Source organism: Hydrogenophaga sp. (assembly GCF_019635465.1).
In the GTDB taxonomy this organism is placed as follows: domain Bacteria; phylum Pseudomonadota; class Gammaproteobacteria; order Burkholderiales; family Burkholderiaceae_C; genus Hydrogenophaga.
This window is the reverse complement of sequence record NZ_JAHBZK010000004.1, coordinates 119070-134586: the sequence shown is the minus strand read 5'-3', so window position 1 is coordinate 134586 and position 15517 is coordinate 119070. Positions and strand designations below refer to the sequence as shown.

The 15517-nt window shown below is 61.9% G+C and carries 16 protein-coding genes; 10 read left to right on the top strand and 6 right to left on the bottom strand.

Annotated features, from left to right (window positions below):
• Positions 1-51 precede the first annotated feature (51 nt).
• Together KF871_RS04840 and KF871_RS04835 are read right to left on the bottom strand one after the other, a co-directional pair.
• Positions 52-957 carry a DUF4868 domain-containing protein gene (locus KF871_RS04840; RefSeq protein WP_291138949.1) on the bottom strand — a complete coding sequence of 302 codons (906 nt, stop codon included), beginning with the start codon at positions 955-957 and terminating at the stop codon, positions 52-54.
• Between the two features lie 44 nt (positions 958-1001).
• Positions 1002-1601 carry a hypothetical protein gene (locus KF871_RS04835; RefSeq protein ID WP_291138947.1) on the bottom strand — a complete coding sequence of 200 codons (600 nt, stop codon included), beginning with the start codon at positions 1599-1601 and terminating at the stop codon, positions 1002-1004.
• A gap of 418 nt (positions 1602-2019) precedes the next feature.
• On the opposite strand from KF871_RS04835, the gene KF871_RS04830 reads away from it, so the two are divergent.
• From KF871_RS04830 to KF871_RS04790, 9 genes are all read left to right on the top strand, one after another.
• Entirely contained in the window at positions 2020-3225 is a 1206-nt protein-coding gene (locus tag KF871_RS04830; RefSeq protein ID WP_291138945.1) for a site-specific integrase, read from the top strand.
• A 4-nt stretch (positions 3226-3229) separates the two neighbouring features.
• A complete protein-coding gene (locus KF871_RS04825) occupies positions 3230-3922 on the top strand; it encodes a uracil-DNA glycosylase (RefSeq protein ID WP_291138943.1) in 693 nt (230 codons plus the stop codon).
• A gap of 528 nt (positions 3923-4450) precedes the next feature.
• Positions 4451-4903, top strand: a complete 453-nt coding sequence (locus tag KF871_RS04820) for a hypothetical protein (protein WP_291138941.1) — start codon at positions 4451-4453, stop codon at positions 4901-4903.
• Positions 4900-5145 carry an AlpA family transcriptional regulator gene (locus KF871_RS04815; RefSeq protein ID WP_291138939.1) on the top strand — a complete coding sequence of 82 codons (246 nt, stop codon included), beginning with the start codon at positions 4900-4902 and terminating at the stop codon, positions 5143-5145. Before KF871_RS04820 ends, KF871_RS04815 begins: the two co-directional genes overlap by 4 nt.
• Positions 5145-6347, top strand: coding sequence for an AAA family ATPase (locus tag KF871_RS04810; RefSeq protein WP_291138938.1), 1203 nt, complete (start codon positions 5145-5147; stop codon positions 6345-6347). Before KF871_RS04815 ends, KF871_RS04810 begins: the two co-directional genes overlap by 1 nt.
• Positions 6348-6891: 544 nt before the next feature.
• On the top strand, positions 6892-8241 hold the full coding sequence (locus tag KF871_RS04805; protein WP_291138936.1) for a hypothetical protein: 1350 nt from the start codon (positions 6892-6894) through the stop codon (positions 8239-8241).
• A gap of 4 nt (positions 8242-8245) precedes the next feature.
• Positions 8246-10144 (top strand): DEAD/DEAH box helicase, encoded by a 1899-nt coding sequence (locus KF871_RS04800; RefSeq protein WP_291138933.1) that lies wholly within the window; start codon positions 8246-8248, stop codon positions 10142-10144.
• A gap of 109 nt (positions 10145-10253) precedes the next feature.
• Positions 10254-10961: a DUF3883 domain-containing protein gene (locus KF871_RS04795; protein WP_291138931.1), complete on the top strand. Its 708-nt coding sequence runs from the start codon at positions 10254-10256 to the stop codon at positions 10959-10961.
• On the top strand, positions 10868-11983 hold the full coding sequence (locus KF871_RS04790) for a site-specific DNA-methyltransferase (protein ID WP_291138929.1): 1116 nt from the start codon (positions 10868-10870) through the stop codon (positions 11981-11983). Before KF871_RS04795 ends, KF871_RS04790 begins: the two co-directional genes overlap by 94 nt.
• Positions 11984-12389: 406 nt before the next feature.
• Here the strand turns inward: KF871_RS04790 and KF871_RS04785 are convergent, their stop codons facing one another.
• Together KF871_RS04785 and KF871_RS04780 are read right to left on the bottom strand one after the other, a co-directional pair.
• On the bottom strand, positions 12390-12890 hold the full coding sequence (locus KF871_RS04785; protein WP_291138927.1) for a DUF1643 domain-containing protein: 501 nt from the start codon (positions 12888-12890) through the stop codon (positions 12390-12392).
• Between the two features lie 14 nt (positions 12891-12904).
• Positions 12905-13807, bottom strand: a complete 903-nt coding sequence (locus KF871_RS04780; RefSeq protein WP_291138925.1) for a lysozyme inhibitor LprI family protein — start codon at positions 13805-13807, stop codon at positions 12905-12907.
• An 81-nt stretch (positions 13808-13888) separates the two neighbouring features.
• On the opposite strand from KF871_RS04780, the gene KF871_RS04775 reads away from it, so the two are divergent.
• The gene (locus KF871_RS04775; RefSeq protein WP_291138923.1) at positions 13889-14131 is read left to right on the top strand and encodes a helix-turn-helix transcriptional regulator; all 243 of its coding nucleotides are present in this window, start codon (positions 13889-13891) and stop codon (positions 14129-14131) included.
• Here the strand turns inward: KF871_RS04775 and KF871_RS04770 are convergent.
• Positions 14051-14323, bottom strand: coding sequence for a hypothetical protein (locus KF871_RS04770; RefSeq protein ID WP_291139256.1), 273 nt, complete (start codon positions 14321-14323; stop codon positions 14051-14053). The two genes, KF871_RS04775 and KF871_RS04770, sit on opposite strands and share 81 nt — an antisense overlap.
• A 626-nt stretch (positions 14324-14949) precedes the next feature.
• Positions 14950-15507: an NUDIX domain-containing protein gene (locus KF871_RS04765; protein ID WP_291138921.1), complete on the bottom strand. Its 558-nt coding sequence runs from the start codon at positions 15505-15507 to the stop codon at positions 14950-14952.
• Positions 15508-15517: the final 10 nt, after the last annotated feature.

Genomic DNA, 15517 nt, shown 5'->3' with positions numbered 1-15517 from the left:
CCAGGCCGTCATGTGGCTGATCTCAGGGGGGAGCTAGCACCTGCCACACCTTCATGCGCCGGTGCTAGCTCCAGCTACAGCAGTCTTGGCCGACGAATCGAACATCTCATCGTTGATCGGTGAGCGCAGGCGATCATTGTTCAGCAGTTTGAGGAGCAACTCCATCGTCTCCTCCTCGACAATGATCTTGCCGCCAACAATCTTGAGATCCCACTTTTCTGCCTTGACTACCGCTATGAGCTTGGTCATGTAGTCAGGCTGCTTGAAGTAGCCAGCATTCTTGATCGCTGCTAGCTTGCGTAGGTGACGAAGGTTCTCGCCCACGTACGTCCGAATCGGTTCGACGTCGCTCAAGAAGTCCATGCTTGTGAACGCATCAAGGAGCTCGTTGCCCTTTTCCTTTATGCCTTCGCGAAAATTCATCGCGGTCTCGAAAGCTGCCTTGCTGGCGATAAAGGTCGTTCCACCGAAAACGAAGAAGTCGAAGCGAGGGTCGATCATAAAAACCTGCTTGTCTTCGACGTCTACAAGTTTGTGATTGTCGAAGAAAAGTGCTTGTCGAGTGACCGCCTTCTTCGGATTGTTCAGCGTGTTGATCTTGCGCAGTGCGAACAGTCGTTCACCGCCAGATTCGAAAACCACCACGTAGGCCAGCGCACTCAAGAGGTCCGAGTACTCCTTGGCGCGAGGGTTGTCAAAACCGGCATCGATAGCAGCCACGATTCTGTGGAAATCGGTGGCATCAGCATCGAGTGTTAGCAGAACGTCGTCAGGGTCGGCGTTGTTGAAGTCGTACGCATCGAGGTGAAAAGCGCGATCTTGGACTTGCTCCTTGACGTAGCCCTTAAATCGCTTGTTGAGCCGAGCATCGATGTCGACCCGCAACACCGAGTAGTCGAAGCCCGTCCGTGCTGCCTTGCGACGCACCAGCCAGAAGCTTACGGCCCACTTGGACATATCTAGATTCTTTAGCCTCTTAAGCCGGGCTGCTTCCTTTGTACTCATGGGTTCTCCTCGCTGTTTTCTTGGACTTCGGCTGCCACATACAGGTAGTGAGACAGGCGCTCGAATGTGTACGAAGCGCCAATTCTTATGGGAACCCGCGTCACGACCATGGCCTGGGTTTCGGTGGCAGCTCGTCTAAAGGTGCAATCGATGAGCATGTAGCCGGCGACGGCCAGGACGGGGTTGACGAACACGGTCTGAGTTCGATATGCCATGGCGAACATCACAGCCAAGAAGATTACTAGGCTGACAAGCGTTTGCCACTCGCCTAAGTCGATACGGACGAAGGACAGAACATACGGAATGGTGTAGCCGAACATTTCGCCAGACTTGTTTGAAGCTTTTGTCACTTCAACAACAAGACCACTGCGAATGCTCTTCACTGCGGCAAGTACCATGAGACTGCTTGCGATTGCCAGCGCAATGAAGAGACAAAATAGCCGCGGGTGCTGCGGCGTCGGTACGTAGTCGATGATTTGAAGATCTTTGACGGCAAGGATCAGCAAAAGCGGCGAGTAGCCGCTGACAAAGATCAGCAGGGAGGCTCCGAATCGCAATCGGAGCGATGTGTCCTGCGGCTTTGTTTCACCCGTCATGCGATCACCGGATATGTGTGGTCAAAGGACTAGCTCCAACGGAGGAAGGCCATGCAGCCAGTCGTAGGCCGCGGCAAGAACAGTCGAGGACTCAAGGGTAACAAACGTGCCGGTCGAGCTCGACATTCTGGAATTGGCGATGAGGCGCTGATCAGGTTCGATCCTCATGCGACAGGACATCTTGTCTTGGTAGTTTGTAGGATTGCCATTGCCCACCGCGCTTGCTTCAATACCTCCCTCGATCACGCCGCTCGTGATCGCCCGATCGAAGCGTCGATGACGGTCTGATTCCGTCGCGCAAATCGACGCACACGCGCGAAGTCACGCGCGTGACTACCCTGAAATCCGCTCGACAGAGCTCAGGAAACCCTCGTCACACGAGTGGTTCGAATCGGGTTTTTGTTGAATGGGGAAGACGATGGGTAAGGCGAAAGAGCTGGGCGCGCTGGAGGTTTCTCGCATCACGCGCCGTGGCATGAACTTCGTGGGTGGTGTGGCCGGCCTCGGCCTCAACGTGAACGGCTGCGGCTCTCGCAGCTGGATCTTTCGTGCCCGCATTGCTGGCGTGCGCCGCGACATGGGCCTGGGCGGATATCCCGACGTGACGCTGGCACAGGCGCGTGAACTGGCCCGCACGGCGCGCGGCAAGATCCGCACAGGTGTCGATCCGATCGAAGAAGCCCGTTCGGCACGCAGCGCCCTGATCGCGGCGCGTATGTCGGCCGTGACCTTCAGCAAGGCGGTCACGCAGTACCTCGAAGCCCATGAGGCCGGCTGGCGCAATCCGAAACACCGCCAGCAGTGGGAGAACACGCTCACCACCTACGCAGGCCCGAAGATCGGCCAGATGCTGGTGCGCGACATCGAACTGCCGCACGTGCTCTCGGTGCTGGAGCCGATCTGGCGTGAGAAGACCGAAACCGCCTCGCGCCTGCGCGGACGCATGGAGTCGGTGCTGGACTGGGCAACGGCACGAGGCTACCGCTTGGGCCTGAACCCAGCGCGCTGGAAAGGTCACCTGGACAAGCTACTGCCGGCGCCCGGGCGCATCTCCAAGACCGACCACCACCGCTCGCTGCCCTACCAGAACATGCCGACCTTCTATGCCCAGTTGTGCCAGCAGGAGGGTACTGGAGCGAAGGCACTGCAGTTCGTGATCCTGACCGCGGCGCGCTCGGGCGAGGTGCGGGGCGCGACCTGGGACGAGTTCGACCTGGCCGCTGGAAAGTGGACGATTCCGGCCGACCGCATGAAGGCTAAGAAGGAGCACCGCGTGGCGCTCTCGGCCCAGGCCGTGGCGCTGCTCAAGGTGCAGCAAGAGTTTCGGGTCAATGAGTTCGTGTTTCCTTCGTCGAAGGAGGACAGCATGCTCAGCGACATGACGCTCACGGCCGTGCTGCGCCGCATGAAGGTGGACGCGGTGCCCCACGGGTTCCGCTCCACCTTTCGCAACTGGGCGGCCGAGAAGACGGAATACCCGCGCGAGATCGCCGAGCTGGCGCTGGCGCACACCGTGGGCTCCGAAGTCGAGCGGGCCTACCTGCGCACGGACATGTTCGAGAAGCGGCGCTCGCTGATGCAGGACTGGGCGGACTTTGTGGGTGGTGTAGGCGCGCAGGGGTAAGCCCATGGCGCTGGAGTGGACTGAACGTCAGATTGCGATGCTGGCAGAGATGAGCGTGCGCGTGTGGTCGTCGCCCATGAACCCGGGCCAGGATGCGGGGACGCAGATTTCCGACGCCGCCGAACCCGAAGTCGAAGCGATCGAGGCGACGGAGCTGAGCACCTGGCAGGCAATGGAGGCCGCGGTGCGCTCGTGCCGTGCTTGCGGGCTCTGCGGCAGGGAGAACACCACATGTGGGCCTCAACAGGCGCGCACGGCGACCTGGCTGGTTGTTCGGGACATGCCTGCCGACCTCACCGCAGCTCACGGTGATGAAGAACTGCTGCTCGACCGGATGCTCAGGGCCGTGGGGCGCAGCCGCACCGGCGCGGGCGAGCAGAGTGCGTACCTGACTACGGTGATGAAGTGCAGACAGACGGCTGGCAAATGTCCTGGGGAGGCTGAGGTCGAAGCCTGCTGCGAGCACCTGCGGCATGAGGTGCGGCTGCTCAGGCCGCGCGTGATTCTGGCCATGGGGCGGTTCGCTTCCCGTGCCCTGGTGGGCTCACAACATCCGCTCGGGGCGCTGCGTGGGCAGACCCATGCTTTCGAGGGCGTGCCGGTGGTGGTGACCTATCCGGTGGCCTATCTGCTTCGGCACCCGCTAGAGATAGCGAGGGCATGGGCCGATCTCTGCCTTGCCGCCGACGTGGGGTGACAGGGCTCGACGCACGCCTGCGCCATGAAATGCGCTGACCTGACTTCCCGATTCCCGCTCTCGCTGAGGGGGTGAGACCGGGACCGGCAAACGGGAAGGGGGCGGTGGAAGGCAACTGTGACTGGGGGCGTCTGCAATTTGAGATGTGGAGCTTCCCGCCTTCCGGCGCCGGTCTCCCCCATATCTTCCGAACCGGGAGTCGGAAGCGGGAGTTTGTGGTCTGGGGTGATCGAGGCTGATCTTTCGGCGCAAGGGGCGTTTACAGCTCGCCAAAGAGGCGAAGGCGTGGTGAGGAACCCTTACCCACTGGTCGTGGGTCGAGCGGCGAATTGGCTAGCTTTATTCGCGTTTTTCGGGCATCGGGTTTCATGCGCGCCTTTTGCCTTCACAGGCAAGAGGGCGGGACAAGGTGTCCAGATGAGGGGGATAGGGGTGAGGCGTGGCAGAAATCACGCCAAAGAGTGTGATTTCGACCGCCTGTCGGAATTCGGGTGATTCGAGAGGGGGCGAAGCGCGTGCCACCCGTTCATGGATGCAGGCGTCCCCCGCGTGGTGCTGGCGACAGGCTGCGAAACCCCATTGGAGTTCTCGATGATTCGAAAGTTAAAAGTGACTCCTGTCGTGATCACACTGGCAGAGTATGAAGCGACCCTTTTGCGCCTGTCGCAGCTGGAAGCGCACAAGCAACGTGCCCTTGCTCGTTCCCACCCAGTACTCAAACCCGGCTCGACCGCAGAGTTTGTGTATCGCCAAGCGATCGACCTGATCCAAGGTGGCCCGACAGCGGCCTTCCCGGAAATTGGCAACGGCGCCGCGCGGATGCCTGAGCTTGTGGTGGTTCTCATGCCTCTCATGCCGCGTCCGCAGGATCGCAACGAAACCCGGGTCGGCCATTACCTGGTCTACCTGCACATGCACGGGCTGCTCGAGATCGACGAGGGCGAACGGCTCGTGACCCTGCCTCGGGAGGAGCAGCAATGAGCGCCAAGGCCAACTTCTCCCGTCAGCGTGCACCTGTGCAGCCAGGTGTGGCACCGAGCAAGGTGGTGACGCGCTACGTGCGTCTGCGCGAATTGCAAACCATAGTGCCGTTCTCGGTGCCGACAATCTGGCGAAAGTCTCGCGATGGCACCTTTCCCCCGGCCGTCAAACTGAGCGCGCGCATCACGGCCTGGAGCCGCGAGGCAGTCGAGCAGTGGCTGAATGCGAAGGAGGGCGTGTGATGGACAAGCATGATCACACCAGGCCTTCCGCGGAGACCGCGGCGTTTGTGCAAAGGGTCATTAGTGAGCATCTCGCATCAGAGGCGGCCAAGGCATCTCCAAGGGCTGCGGAGGCGGTGCCGCCAATTGCCGCTCGGACGCCGTCGACCAACTTCTCGCGTTATCACCCGTATACCTCAGATCAGTTCGGCGCGTTCCCTGAAATTGAGTTTGCCGTGGATGACGTTTTTCCCATGCAAGGCATCGGCGTCATCTATGGGCCGTCTCAATCGGGCAAGAGTGCATTGGCGCTCTCTCTGGTCGATGCACTGGTTCGAGGCACGCCGTGGTTTGGTAGGGAGACCAAACAGCGGTGTGTCTGGTATGTGGCGCTGGAGGGACAAAGCGGGCTGCGGTCGCGCGTGAAGGCACTCGAGTTGCACGAAGGTGCGCAGCTGCCTGAAAACGCGAGATTCCTGTTCGATTCGCTGAATCTTGCGAGTGACGCAGATGTCGCAGCACTCAAATCCAAGATCAGAGCGAACGGTGGCGCGGACGTGTTGATGATCGATACGTTGGCCTGCGCGATGGCAGGCGGCGATGAGAACTCCTCGCGCGACATGGGGCAGGTAGTCGCCGCTGCCAAGGAGCTTCAGAGCCTCATGGGGGGGTTGGTGCTCCTCGTACATCACACGGGAAAGGACGCCAGCCGGGGCATGAGGGGGCACTCCTCACTGCACGCTGCGCTGGACGTTGCCATCCAAGTGCAGCGCCATGATGATCACCGCACGTGGATGTTGACCAAGGCGCGCGACAGCGAGGATGGCGTTGAGGGGGCGTTCGTCCTGGATAGGGTCGAGCTGCCGCCCGACTCAAAGGGGAAGCCCCGACATTCGATTGTCGTGACTCCAATCGAGATGCCCGAGAAGGAGGCCGATGCCCCCCGTGGTCCTCGGTACAAGAACCAGCGTGCTGCACTGGTCGCGATCAAACAGCACATCGTTGCTGAGAGCATCGCGAATGGTGATGCTCCGCTGCAGCCTCTGCCGTGGGACGAGGCGGTCGAGATCGCCAAGGAGCACATGGAGGTCGGCCCCAAGCATCAGAAGTTGCGCGCGCAGGAAGCCATTTGTGGTCTCGTCAAGCAGGGCTTCCTGGTCAGGCAGGAAGATGGCCAGCTATGCCTACCTGACGAAGGCTCGGCGCAGGCCGACGACGACTGATGGCCCGTCCCGCTCCCGGACTGCTCTATTGGGGTGGCCCGGCAGCGGGAAACGGGACGGCACAGCGATTTCCCGCCCGGCCTCGGCTACCCACATCTGGAGCGGGACCGGGAAGCGGGAAAACATGGGCCCATCTTCAGCAGGAAGACATAGGGCTGTGCTGCATCGAGCAGCAAGGCTGCTGGCCGCGAGTGGAAAGATGGTGTCGTGTTGCAGCGTTGGAGAGCCCGACCTTGCCCAGTTGTTCACCCAGGACGCGTCGTCGGGAAGCTGTCGCGGATGTGTTTTGCAGACGAGGAGTCATCATGGTGAACCTGAATATTGATACCCGCTGAATCGTTGGGCGCGGCCCTTGGAGCACGGGTTCGCGAACAGATTCGCCGTCCCAAAGCCTCTGCGATGTAACAGGGTGTTCGGTTACGCTTAGTGAGCGTGGCGCGAGTTGCTTCATGTCATCGGGTTAACCCGTGTGGCTGCTCACGTGAACCTCGCCTTCGCACCAACTACGGTCGAGGGTACCCAACCACTTCAAGGAGCGTCGGCGATGTCCGCCACCAAGTACAAGTTCAACCTGATCGACAGCACTACGCGCAAGCAACAAATCGAGCAACGTGCAGCGGAGGCGCTTAAGAGAAACCGCACCAAGCGGGAGGTGAAGTTCCGTGGCGGCCGTGAGCCGCTGGCCGTCATCCAGATGAGCATTCACCACCTGCTCTACCGACTGGAGAACTTCCGCACCATCAGCGATCAAATGAGCCAAGTCGCCGCCGGCAAGGTCGACGAGAAACTGTTCGACCCGTCGCGACGCGAGGACGTCAGCGCGCAGGCCGCGCAGCATGAGCTTCTGTTCAAGCTAGCCCAGACGGGCAGTGGCGAGTCCATCAAGCCCATTTACGACGAGCTGATCCGGGTCAAGGAGCAGACCGACGAGCTGATCATTTCCGCCGATGGGGTGGTGGTCAATGGTAACCGCCGCCTGTCGGCGATGCGCGAGCTGCTCGCTGGACCGGATAGCCAGGCCTTCGCCGGGTTCGAGAACGTCTCCTGCGCCGTGCTGCCGGAGTCCGCGACCGATGAAGAGATCGTGGCCTTGGAGATCGAGTTGCAAATGCAGCCCGACACCAAGCTGCCCTATGACTGGACGGCCGTCGCCTTGGCTGCACGGGCGTTGAAGGCGCGCCACTATTCCGACGACCGGATCGCTGGCATGATGAACCGCGATCGCGAAGACATCTTGCGGCTGGTGAAGATGATCGACGGCGCCGACCTGTATCTCACCGACCACTTGGACAGGCCGCGCGACTACAACGCGCTCGATGAGACGGAGCAGGCCTTCCGTCAGATCGCCACGCGCAACTTGGTGAAGACCGACAACCCTGCGCTGCGCGAGATCACCAGACGATTCGATTTCCTGCTGGTGGAGAACCGCAACAAGATCGAGCTGCGGGCCTATGAGCTGATCAACAACATTGAAGGCAATCCTGAGCTCTTCCTGGACCACATTGCCGGCGTCTGGGGTGTGGACCTCACCCAAGCGCCCGAGCAGTTCGAAGGCAACCTCGAGATCGACTTCGGCGACGAGACGCCGGTGGCCGGTCAGAAGAACTATGAGCCGCTGGTGCGCTACATCGAAGAATTGGGCGAGGATGATCAGGTTCGAGAGAACGCGGCCAAGCAGGTGGAAGAGGTTTCGGTCATCGTCGGCGAGCAGGGCAAGCGCAAAGACCTGGCCGCGTTGAAGTTCGCAAAGGCTGCCCAGCAGAAGCTCATCGCGATCAATCTGCGCTACGCCAACGAGTCGACCTTCTCGGAGTTGCGCACGGTCTTGGCGGGCTGCATGACGCAGTGCGAAGCGTTGATTCGGGAGATCGACACTCGTCAGGCAAGGAAGTGACGCCATGGCCAACATCCTCTTGCGCTATCAAGCGCATGGTCTGCAAGGCGTTTTCGAGCGTGGCGAAGGCATCAACTACAGCACTTGGGTTCGGCTGCGCGCCTACGCGCATGACGCTGACCCGGCCGGCCGCATCAACGACCAGAGTATCGAGATCGGCTGGCGGCATGCCCTGCACGTGCTGCGAGCCGCAGCCGGCCTGCAACGTCAGCTCGGCTTCACCTTCGAGACCGACGGCTCGTCGCGTGAGCGCGTCCAACAATTCATGCGCGAGTACCGGACCGTCCGCCAAGCGGCCGGCGCCGTGCGCATGGATATCACTGAAGAGCAGGTACGCGCCCGCCTGCAGGAACTCGGCTGGGACGGCGAGACGCATGACCTGAAGGATTACCAGTCCCGCGACCTGCGCAGCCTGCTGTCGCTGGAGAATGGCGCCAACTTTTCGGTGCCGGGCGCGGGCAAGACGACGGTTACATTCGCGCTCCACCTGCTGGCACCAGCCGTGGTGGACCGGCTGCTCGTCGTAGCGCCGCGCAATGCCTTCGTGGCCTGGGAAGAAGTCATCGACGAGTGTCTTACTGAACATGCGCCGGATCAGGTGCGGCGGCCTTTTGTCCAATTGGTTGGCGGCGAGGCGCGCATTGCGGAGTTGTTGCGCGCCAACCCGCCGCGAATGCTGATCTCTTACGACCAGCTGGTGCGCGTGGAGTCGCAGATCGAGGAATTGCTGTCCCGTCACCGGGTGCACCTCGTACTCGACGAAGCGCACCGCATGAAGGCGGGCACTGCCTCCCGGCGCGGGGCCGTGTTGCTTAAGCTCGGGTATCTGGCCGTGCGGCGCGACATCCTCACCGGCACGCCGATGCCGCAGCGGCCGGCGGACATGCAGTCGCAGCTCGACTTCCTCTGGCCGGGTGCTGGCCTGGGCGCTCGGGTGTCCACCGGCGAGGCGCCACGATCGGTCCTCGGTAACCTTTACGTGCGCACCACGAAGCAACAGCTCAAGCTAGGCGATCGGGAGCGCCACGAGGTGCCGGTGACGCTCACCGATGCCCATCTCGCGTTCTATGCGGTGCTCAAGAGCGACGTGCATGCCCAGGCCAGCATGCTGCGGCAGGGCCGCCGCGGCTTCAACCTGATCCGGGCACGGCGGTCGGTCATGCGGCTGTTGCAGGCGTCGGTCAACCCGCTGCTGTTGGCGCGGGATTTTGAGGCCACCGCCGATGCAGAGCGCAGCGCCCTGCTGCAGGCCGTCATTGATGAAGGCCCTTCTGCGCGGGTGCTTAAGGCCGTCGAGTTGGTGCGCCAGTTCGCCGCCGAGGGGCGCAAGACGCTCGTCTGGACTAGCTTCCGGTCTACGGTCGAGCAGCTGCGCACGTTGATGCCCGAGCTCGAGCCAGCCGTCATCGACGGCAGCACCGGTATCGGCGACGAGGACGACGATTCCACGCGGCAAGGGCAGATCCGGCGATTCAAAACGGACCATCGCTGCATGGTGATGGTGGCTAATCCCGCCGCCGCGTCCGAGGGCATGAGCCTGCATATGGTCTGCCACGACGCGGTATACCTCGACCGCAGCTACAACGCCACGCACTACCTGCAATCGATCGACCGCATCCACCGCCTCGGGCTGCCAGAGGGCGTGATCACGCGAGTGCACATTCTGCAGAACCGACTACCCGCGGATGTTGGCTCCATCGACCTTTCTGTCGCTCGGCGGCTGGGCGTCAAGATCCGGCAGATGGAACAGATGCTCGGCGACGTGGATCTGCACGAACTTGCCCTGGATGAAGAGACCTCGGGCAGCGATCTGGAGGACTCGATCGATATCCGAGACATCCAGGATTTGCTGGAGGAAATCGAGAGGCGCGTGCCGCCCGAGCTCGATGCGATCGTCGGGTAGCCTGACCGGCGCGAGCCGGTTGCGGCCCTCGGCGGTGGAGGGCTGGCGCGCAGTGACGCGGCAGTTGGCCGCCGTTCCGCACGAGTCGGTAGCCACGGCGGTGGCGCGCTTGAAGGTCAGCTACGCCACCGCTGGCCTCGACTATTCGGAGGCCCAGGCCATCCTCGAAACGGTGGGTCCGGCGAAGGAGTCGGCCATCGCGTCATACCAGACACTGATCGAGCACGAAGCCATGCTGCGGCCAGCATGGTTGTCGGTGTTGCCGAGCGGAAGGCGGCCGCTGCGGGACGCCCTCTCGGCTGACGCCGGCGAGTGCTTCCGGCGTGCCGGCGCCTTTGATGATCAACCGGCGGTCGATGTGGTCGCCTTCCTGGACCGTTTGGCCAACCTTGCGCGAGCTAGCGCGAACCTGCCATTGGTCGAGTCTGGCCGGAATGCCGAACGGCTATCTTTCGAGCTGGAACGGGCGCGCTGCGCCGAGATGCCTGGCGCGCCAGCGGTGGAGTGGGTGGCCTTGGACGACAACTCGGCTGGCTACGACATTCTCTCTTTCCGCCAGATCGACGGGCGCCCTGTGCCGAAATTGGTGGAAGTGAAGTCTTGCCGTGGGCGCCCTTTGCGTCTCCTCATCACACGCAACGAATGGGACACCGCTTGCCGGCACCGGGAGGCCTACGTGGTGCACTTTTGGGACGTAGATGCCGAGCGGTTACACGAATTGTCGTGGGGCGATCTGCAGCCTCACATGCCGATCGATCAGGGGGACGCTCGCTGGGACCGCGCGACGCTGAGCCTGAAGCGGTTGCATGGGTTTTGACGCAGATCTATGATCGCGGCCATGTGGAGATATTTGTGAGCGTACAAGAGGTAGGTGAGGTTGCGACGTACAAGTCGTCCAGGGGCGTCCGGGAGTGGCTCGAGAGGCCACACGCGCATGCGTCGGCAGCTGTTTTCGAGGGCGAATGCGAATCTCTGTTGAAGGGTCTAAAGGCGTCGTCTGTGGACCTAGTTGTCTCGTCGCCGCCTTACTGTATGGGCAAGGCGTATGAGAACCGCCACGACAACCTGGATGACTTCATCGCCAATCACAAGGTGATCCTGCCGGAAGTCTGCCGCGTCCTAAAGTCGGGTGGTAGCCTTTGCTGGCAGGTGGGCTTCCACGTGCTCGACGGCGTGACCACGCCGCTGGACTTCCTTGTCCATGAGGTCATGAGCAAGATCGAGGGCATGAAGCTGCGCAACCGCATCGCGTGGACCTTCGGTCATGGTCTGCATTGCCAGACGCGCTTCAGCGGTCGCTACGAAACCGTGCTTTGGTACACCAAGGGCGAAGGCTACACCTTCGATCTCGACGCCGTGCGGGTGCCCCAGAAGTATCCGGGCAAGCGACACACGGATGGTCCGAAGAGGGGCCAGCCGAGCGGCAATCCGGCGGGCAAGAACCCGAGTGACGTGTGGGACATCCCGAACGTCAACGCCAACCATCTGGAGAAGACCGACCACCCGTGTCAGTTTCCGGTGGGGCTGGTACAGCGGCTGGTGCGCGCGCTGACAAAAGAGGGCGATGTGGTGCTCGATCCTTTCTGCGGCGTGGCCTCTGCGGGGGTCGCCGCGCTGCACGAGAAGCGTCACTTCATCGGCGCGGAACTCGACGCAGAGTACGTGCAACTAGGCCTAGAACGACTGCGTGCCACGATTAAGGGCGAGGTCCGCTTTCGGCCCGCGGATCGAGCGATTCTCGAGCCCAGTCCGACTTCGATCGTCGGCCGCCGCCCCGCCGGCTTTGCGACTGGCATTGAACTGCCGGATGCGTTTCTTCTCCATCCTGGCGCAAGCTGAAGGGCGGAGCGAGCCGCTTTACAAGGCGGCCGCGAGGTCGAGAGACAGCTTGCCCCAGCTGCGGCCGGTGTGTGCGCTGAAGTCGAAGCTGTCAAATGCGGAACTATGGAAGCTCGTGCGCTTTCTTGGCGACGACCTGTACGAAGCCGCGCTCTCCAAGACTAGATACCTCACAAACTCAAAGCGACCCTTGCGGTCCCTGACGTCCGCCTGGCAGCATCAGCGCAAGCCGAAGCTGCGACATCAAAGATATCGCACCCGCCGCAAACTGGCCGCCCTCATTTGGAGCGTCAGGCTGGCTGCACTGGCTCCAAGCAGGCCTTCGGCCCAAGATAGGCGACCGACCGCCTACAGCCTTGCACGGATGTTCGACCCAAGCCATTGACGCTTGGGCTGGCGAGTGCCTTTATGCATCGGGGACGAAGCGCTCAAGTTCCCAGCTGTAGTCCAGCCGGCTAGCGTGACGCGGATGCCCGGTGGCGGTCAACGATCCGAGCCGGCGCCAGTCTGGGGCGTACTTGCCCAGCCGCTCGTACAGCGAATCCCGGGCTCTGAGGAAGTAGGCGTGATGCACCACCGGCTGCCCCCAGGTCGCCCAAATCGTCGGCCGCTCTTGCTGGTTGACGATCTCCTCGATGACTTGTAGGTTGCGCTCGAAAGCCGCGGCATTGACCTTGGCCGGAAGCGTGCGGTAGTCAGTCGCTCGCACTGGGTACAAGTTCAGCATCACGAATCCATCGAAACCGTGCAGTTCAGCGACCCGCTGCACACGGGCGACCGTCGGATCGGCCCTTTCCTGGGTCGCAGTCGAGGGGTTCAGGCCAATTGCGAGCAATGGGCGTGATCCGCTACGATCCAGGGTGTAGCGCCAGCGATCCCCGTTGTCCGAGTGGTAAATGTCGAACATGAGCGCCACCTCGGTCAGCCCTTGATGTCCGAGAGCTGCTTTGCGCGCTCGCTGGTCAGGCGGGTCTTGCACCCGACGATGGCCAGTTCCATGGCAGTGCCGCCGGCAATGTCGCCCTTCGAGTCGGCCTCGATTCGCTCGGCTGAGCAGGTCACGTCACGTGTCTTGATCCACTCGCGCTGCTGGTCACGCAAGGCAACTCGCCGAACGTCGGTCATTGTCGCCCTGGCGGCCTGATAGGCCTCGTTGAGCAGTTTGTCGGCGGCTTGGTATTCTTGCGCCGCGATAGCCCTGACGTCGGGCTCAACCGCTGCCGCAGGTGCGGTGGTGGCCTCGGACGGGGTGGCCTGGGCAGATTGACTGCGCTTGGCCGCTGCCTCGGCACCCAGAGCCTTCTCCTGCGCATCGTTGATGTAAAGGGCGCTGGCAATGCCGCCCACGACCTCAGTGAAGGTCCGAAATCCCTGGGCCTCGACGCGGGTGGTCGATCTGTCGTCTGAGAGTTGGACTCGGTACTCAACCGAGCCGGTCAGCGTCCGGTCGTCGAGGCGGACATTGCCGCCGGTTTCCTTCGCGATGGCAGTGCGCAGCAGTGAGTAGTCGGCGTTCGGTACTTCCGGCAGGGTGCTGGTCAGGGTGGCCTGGCAACTGACTTGTCGAACATTCTTGTTGGTCTCGGTCGTGGTGATCCCCGTGACTTGAATCTGCATCCGGGCGCGTGCAATGTCCATGAACGGTTGGACGTTCTGGGCGCCAGCCGTGGCGCTGAACTGCTGCTCGATGCTGTCCCACAGGGCCTTGGTCAAGATCGACTGCGTTGCCTCCGATGAACACGTCGGGCCCTCATCAGGGGCGGAGCAGGCACCGAGGGCCAAGACGGCGAGCGCCGAGGCGCAGTGTCGGAACATGAATCGCATACTTTCTCCTCTGGGTCGAGGAAAATTTTATGTCACGATTAGTGCGTCAACAATCAGTGCGTGGCCTATTAATGCTCATGAATGCAGATTCTCGGCGTGAGCAAACAGACGCTGAGAGTGAAATTTGGGCTGCGCATTCGACAGTTGCGAGAGGCGGCTGGCTATTCGCAGGAGGCCTTCGCCGATGAGTGTGGTTACGCTCGTTCCTACATGAGCAGGATTGAGCGAGGCTTGGGGAATCCTTCACTCGATGCCATTGAGGTCCTGGCGAAGGCGCTGCATGTTGCGGTCGGGGATCTGTTCACTGACCCATCGAAGAACTAGGCTGGCTCTGGCTGGCACCGTGCGGAGGACTTCATGCCAAGAGCCACTACATGCATGCTCGATCACGTCGAGGTGTCGATTTCCGATGCCCTGAACCATCGCGACGATGCCCGTTCGTCCCGTTTGGCAGTCCCTGACTTCCGTTGTGTGGAATGCAGCGAGGCTGTACGGCCGCACAAAGGGGGTGGTCATGGGGGCGCTCACTTTGAGCACCTTCGGCGGAACCCTCACTGCCCCCGTAGCGACCCTGTTCGCAAATGAGCGAGAACCATCTTTGCGAGCGGCTTGTAGTTTCAGCCCGCTACCTAGAGCGTCAGGGCATGAGCGTTCAGCAGCTGCGCTTGCTCCACCACTCGATGTCCAGACCTGAGACGTACCGATCCACGTATCGGTACTTTGGCGAAAACAAGGAGTTGAGGCAGGTGAACATCGACTACGCGAATCGCCTGATCTTCGTGGCTGAACGGCATCGCCAGGGGAAGGATGCCCTTTCAACGCTGGTCGAGCAGGCTCTGTCGCGCTGGCCTCTGCGAGTAGCCTGACCGCTCGGAGGCCATTGATGCTAGCTGTGGTCGCCCCGTATCACGCAGTCACCCCGTCGAACGATGGGTGAAGGGATGGGGAGGGTGGCCGGACTGGCCGAGAACCCTTGAAGAGCAACAAGGGGTGGCGGTGGACGTAGGCCGGACCGAACCCATCTCAGTCGTGTTTCGTGACCAGTGAGCGCTCTCACTTTCGCCGTGGGCATGCATTCAAAGGGGGCGCGCGCGTGCGCGCGCGGTTTGGTCGCTGAAGGCACTTCTCGGCCGGTCCAGCGCTCACGCACCGTTTGGGCTCAGTGCCTGGAGGATGGGTAGATCGTTCGGATTGTTGAGCAAGGCCTTCAAGCGGCTGGCCGGCGCCAGTATCACCGCCTGCGACTCCCAGCCCATATCGGCAGGGTTGCCGCCCAAACGTTCAGCTAGGTAGTAGCGCGTGTAGCTCACGCTTCGCTTTGTGTCGATGAGGTGGCGGACCAGCCTCACATGCAGGCCGCATTCCTCGAAAGTTTCGACCAGCGCGGTCGCTTGCGACGACTTGCCGTCCAGAGTTCCTTTGGGAAACGTCGCCTGGTATCCACCGAAAGCATTGCTTGGCGCCACCAGCCAGACGCGGCCGTCGGGCTCACGAGTCACGACACCGGCAGCCCTCTTGTAGTTTGCAGGCGCCTCGAAGGGGGGCTCGTTGATTGACTGGCTGGCTGCCAGCGCCTCCCATTCGACAGGGCTGTGGGGCCTGTCCGACCACGTTGAAGCCGCCAGGCCGTTGATCGTGACTGGCATTGGCCCGTTGGGTACCACGCATGCGACTTCTTCCGGATCTGCCCAGGCGGACATCTCCGACGGC

Bases quoted from the DNA above. Each gene is read 5' to 3' on its own strand.
- KF871_RS04805 (WP_291138936.1), top strand. From the start codon at position 6,892: ATGTCCGCCACCAAGTACAAGTTCAACCTGATCGACAGCACTACGCGC.
- KF871_RS04785 (WP_291138927.1), bottom strand. From the start codon at position 12,890: ATGTTCGACATTTACCACTCGGACAACGGGGATCGCTGGCGCTACACC.
- KF871_RS04765 (WP_291138921.1), bottom strand. From the start codon at position 15,507: ATGTCCGCCTGGGCAGATCCGGAAGAAGTCGCATGCGTGGTACCCAAC.
- KF871_RS04800 (WP_291138933.1), top strand. From the start codon at position 8,246: ATGGCCAACATCCTCTTGCGCTATCAAGCGCATGGTCTGCAAGGCGTT.
- KF871_RS04820 (WP_291138941.1), top strand. From the start codon at position 4,451: ATGGATGCAGGCGTCCCCCGCGTGGTGCTGGCGACAGGCTGCGAAACC.
- KF871_RS04825 (WP_291138943.1), top strand. From the start codon at position 3,230: ATGGCGCTGGAGTGGACTGAACGTCAGATTGCGATGCTGGCAGAGATG.
- KF871_RS04775 (WP_291138923.1), top strand. From the start codon at position 13,889: ATGCAGATTCTCGGCGTGAGCAAACAGACGCTGAGAGTGAAATTTGGG.
- KF871_RS04810 (WP_291138938.1), top strand. From the start codon at position 5,145: ATGGACAAGCATGATCACACCAGGCCTTCCGCGGAGACCGCGGCGTTT.
- KF871_RS04840 (WP_291138949.1), bottom strand. From the start codon at position 957: ATGTCCAAGTGGGCCGTAAGCTTCTGGCTGGTGCGTCGCAAGGCAGCA.
- KF871_RS04770 (WP_291139256.1), bottom strand. From the start codon at position 14,323: ATGACCACCCCCTTTGTGCGGCCGTACAGCCTCGCTGCATTCCACACA.
- KF871_RS04815 (WP_291138939.1), top strand. From the start codon at position 4,900: ATGAGCGCCAAGGCCAACTTCTCCCGTCAGCGTGCACCTGTGCAGCCA.
- KF871_RS04830 (WP_291138945.1), top strand. From the start codon at position 2,020: ATGGGTAAGGCGAAAGAGCTGGGCGCGCTGGAGGTTTCTCGCATCACG.
- KF871_RS04780 (WP_291138925.1), bottom strand. From the start codon at position 13,807: ATGCGATTCATGTTCCGACACTGCGCCTCGGCGCTCGCCGTCTTGGCC.
- KF871_RS04835 (WP_291138947.1), bottom strand. From the start codon at position 1,601: ATGACGGGTGAAACAAAGCCGCAGGACACATCGCTCCGATTGCGATTC.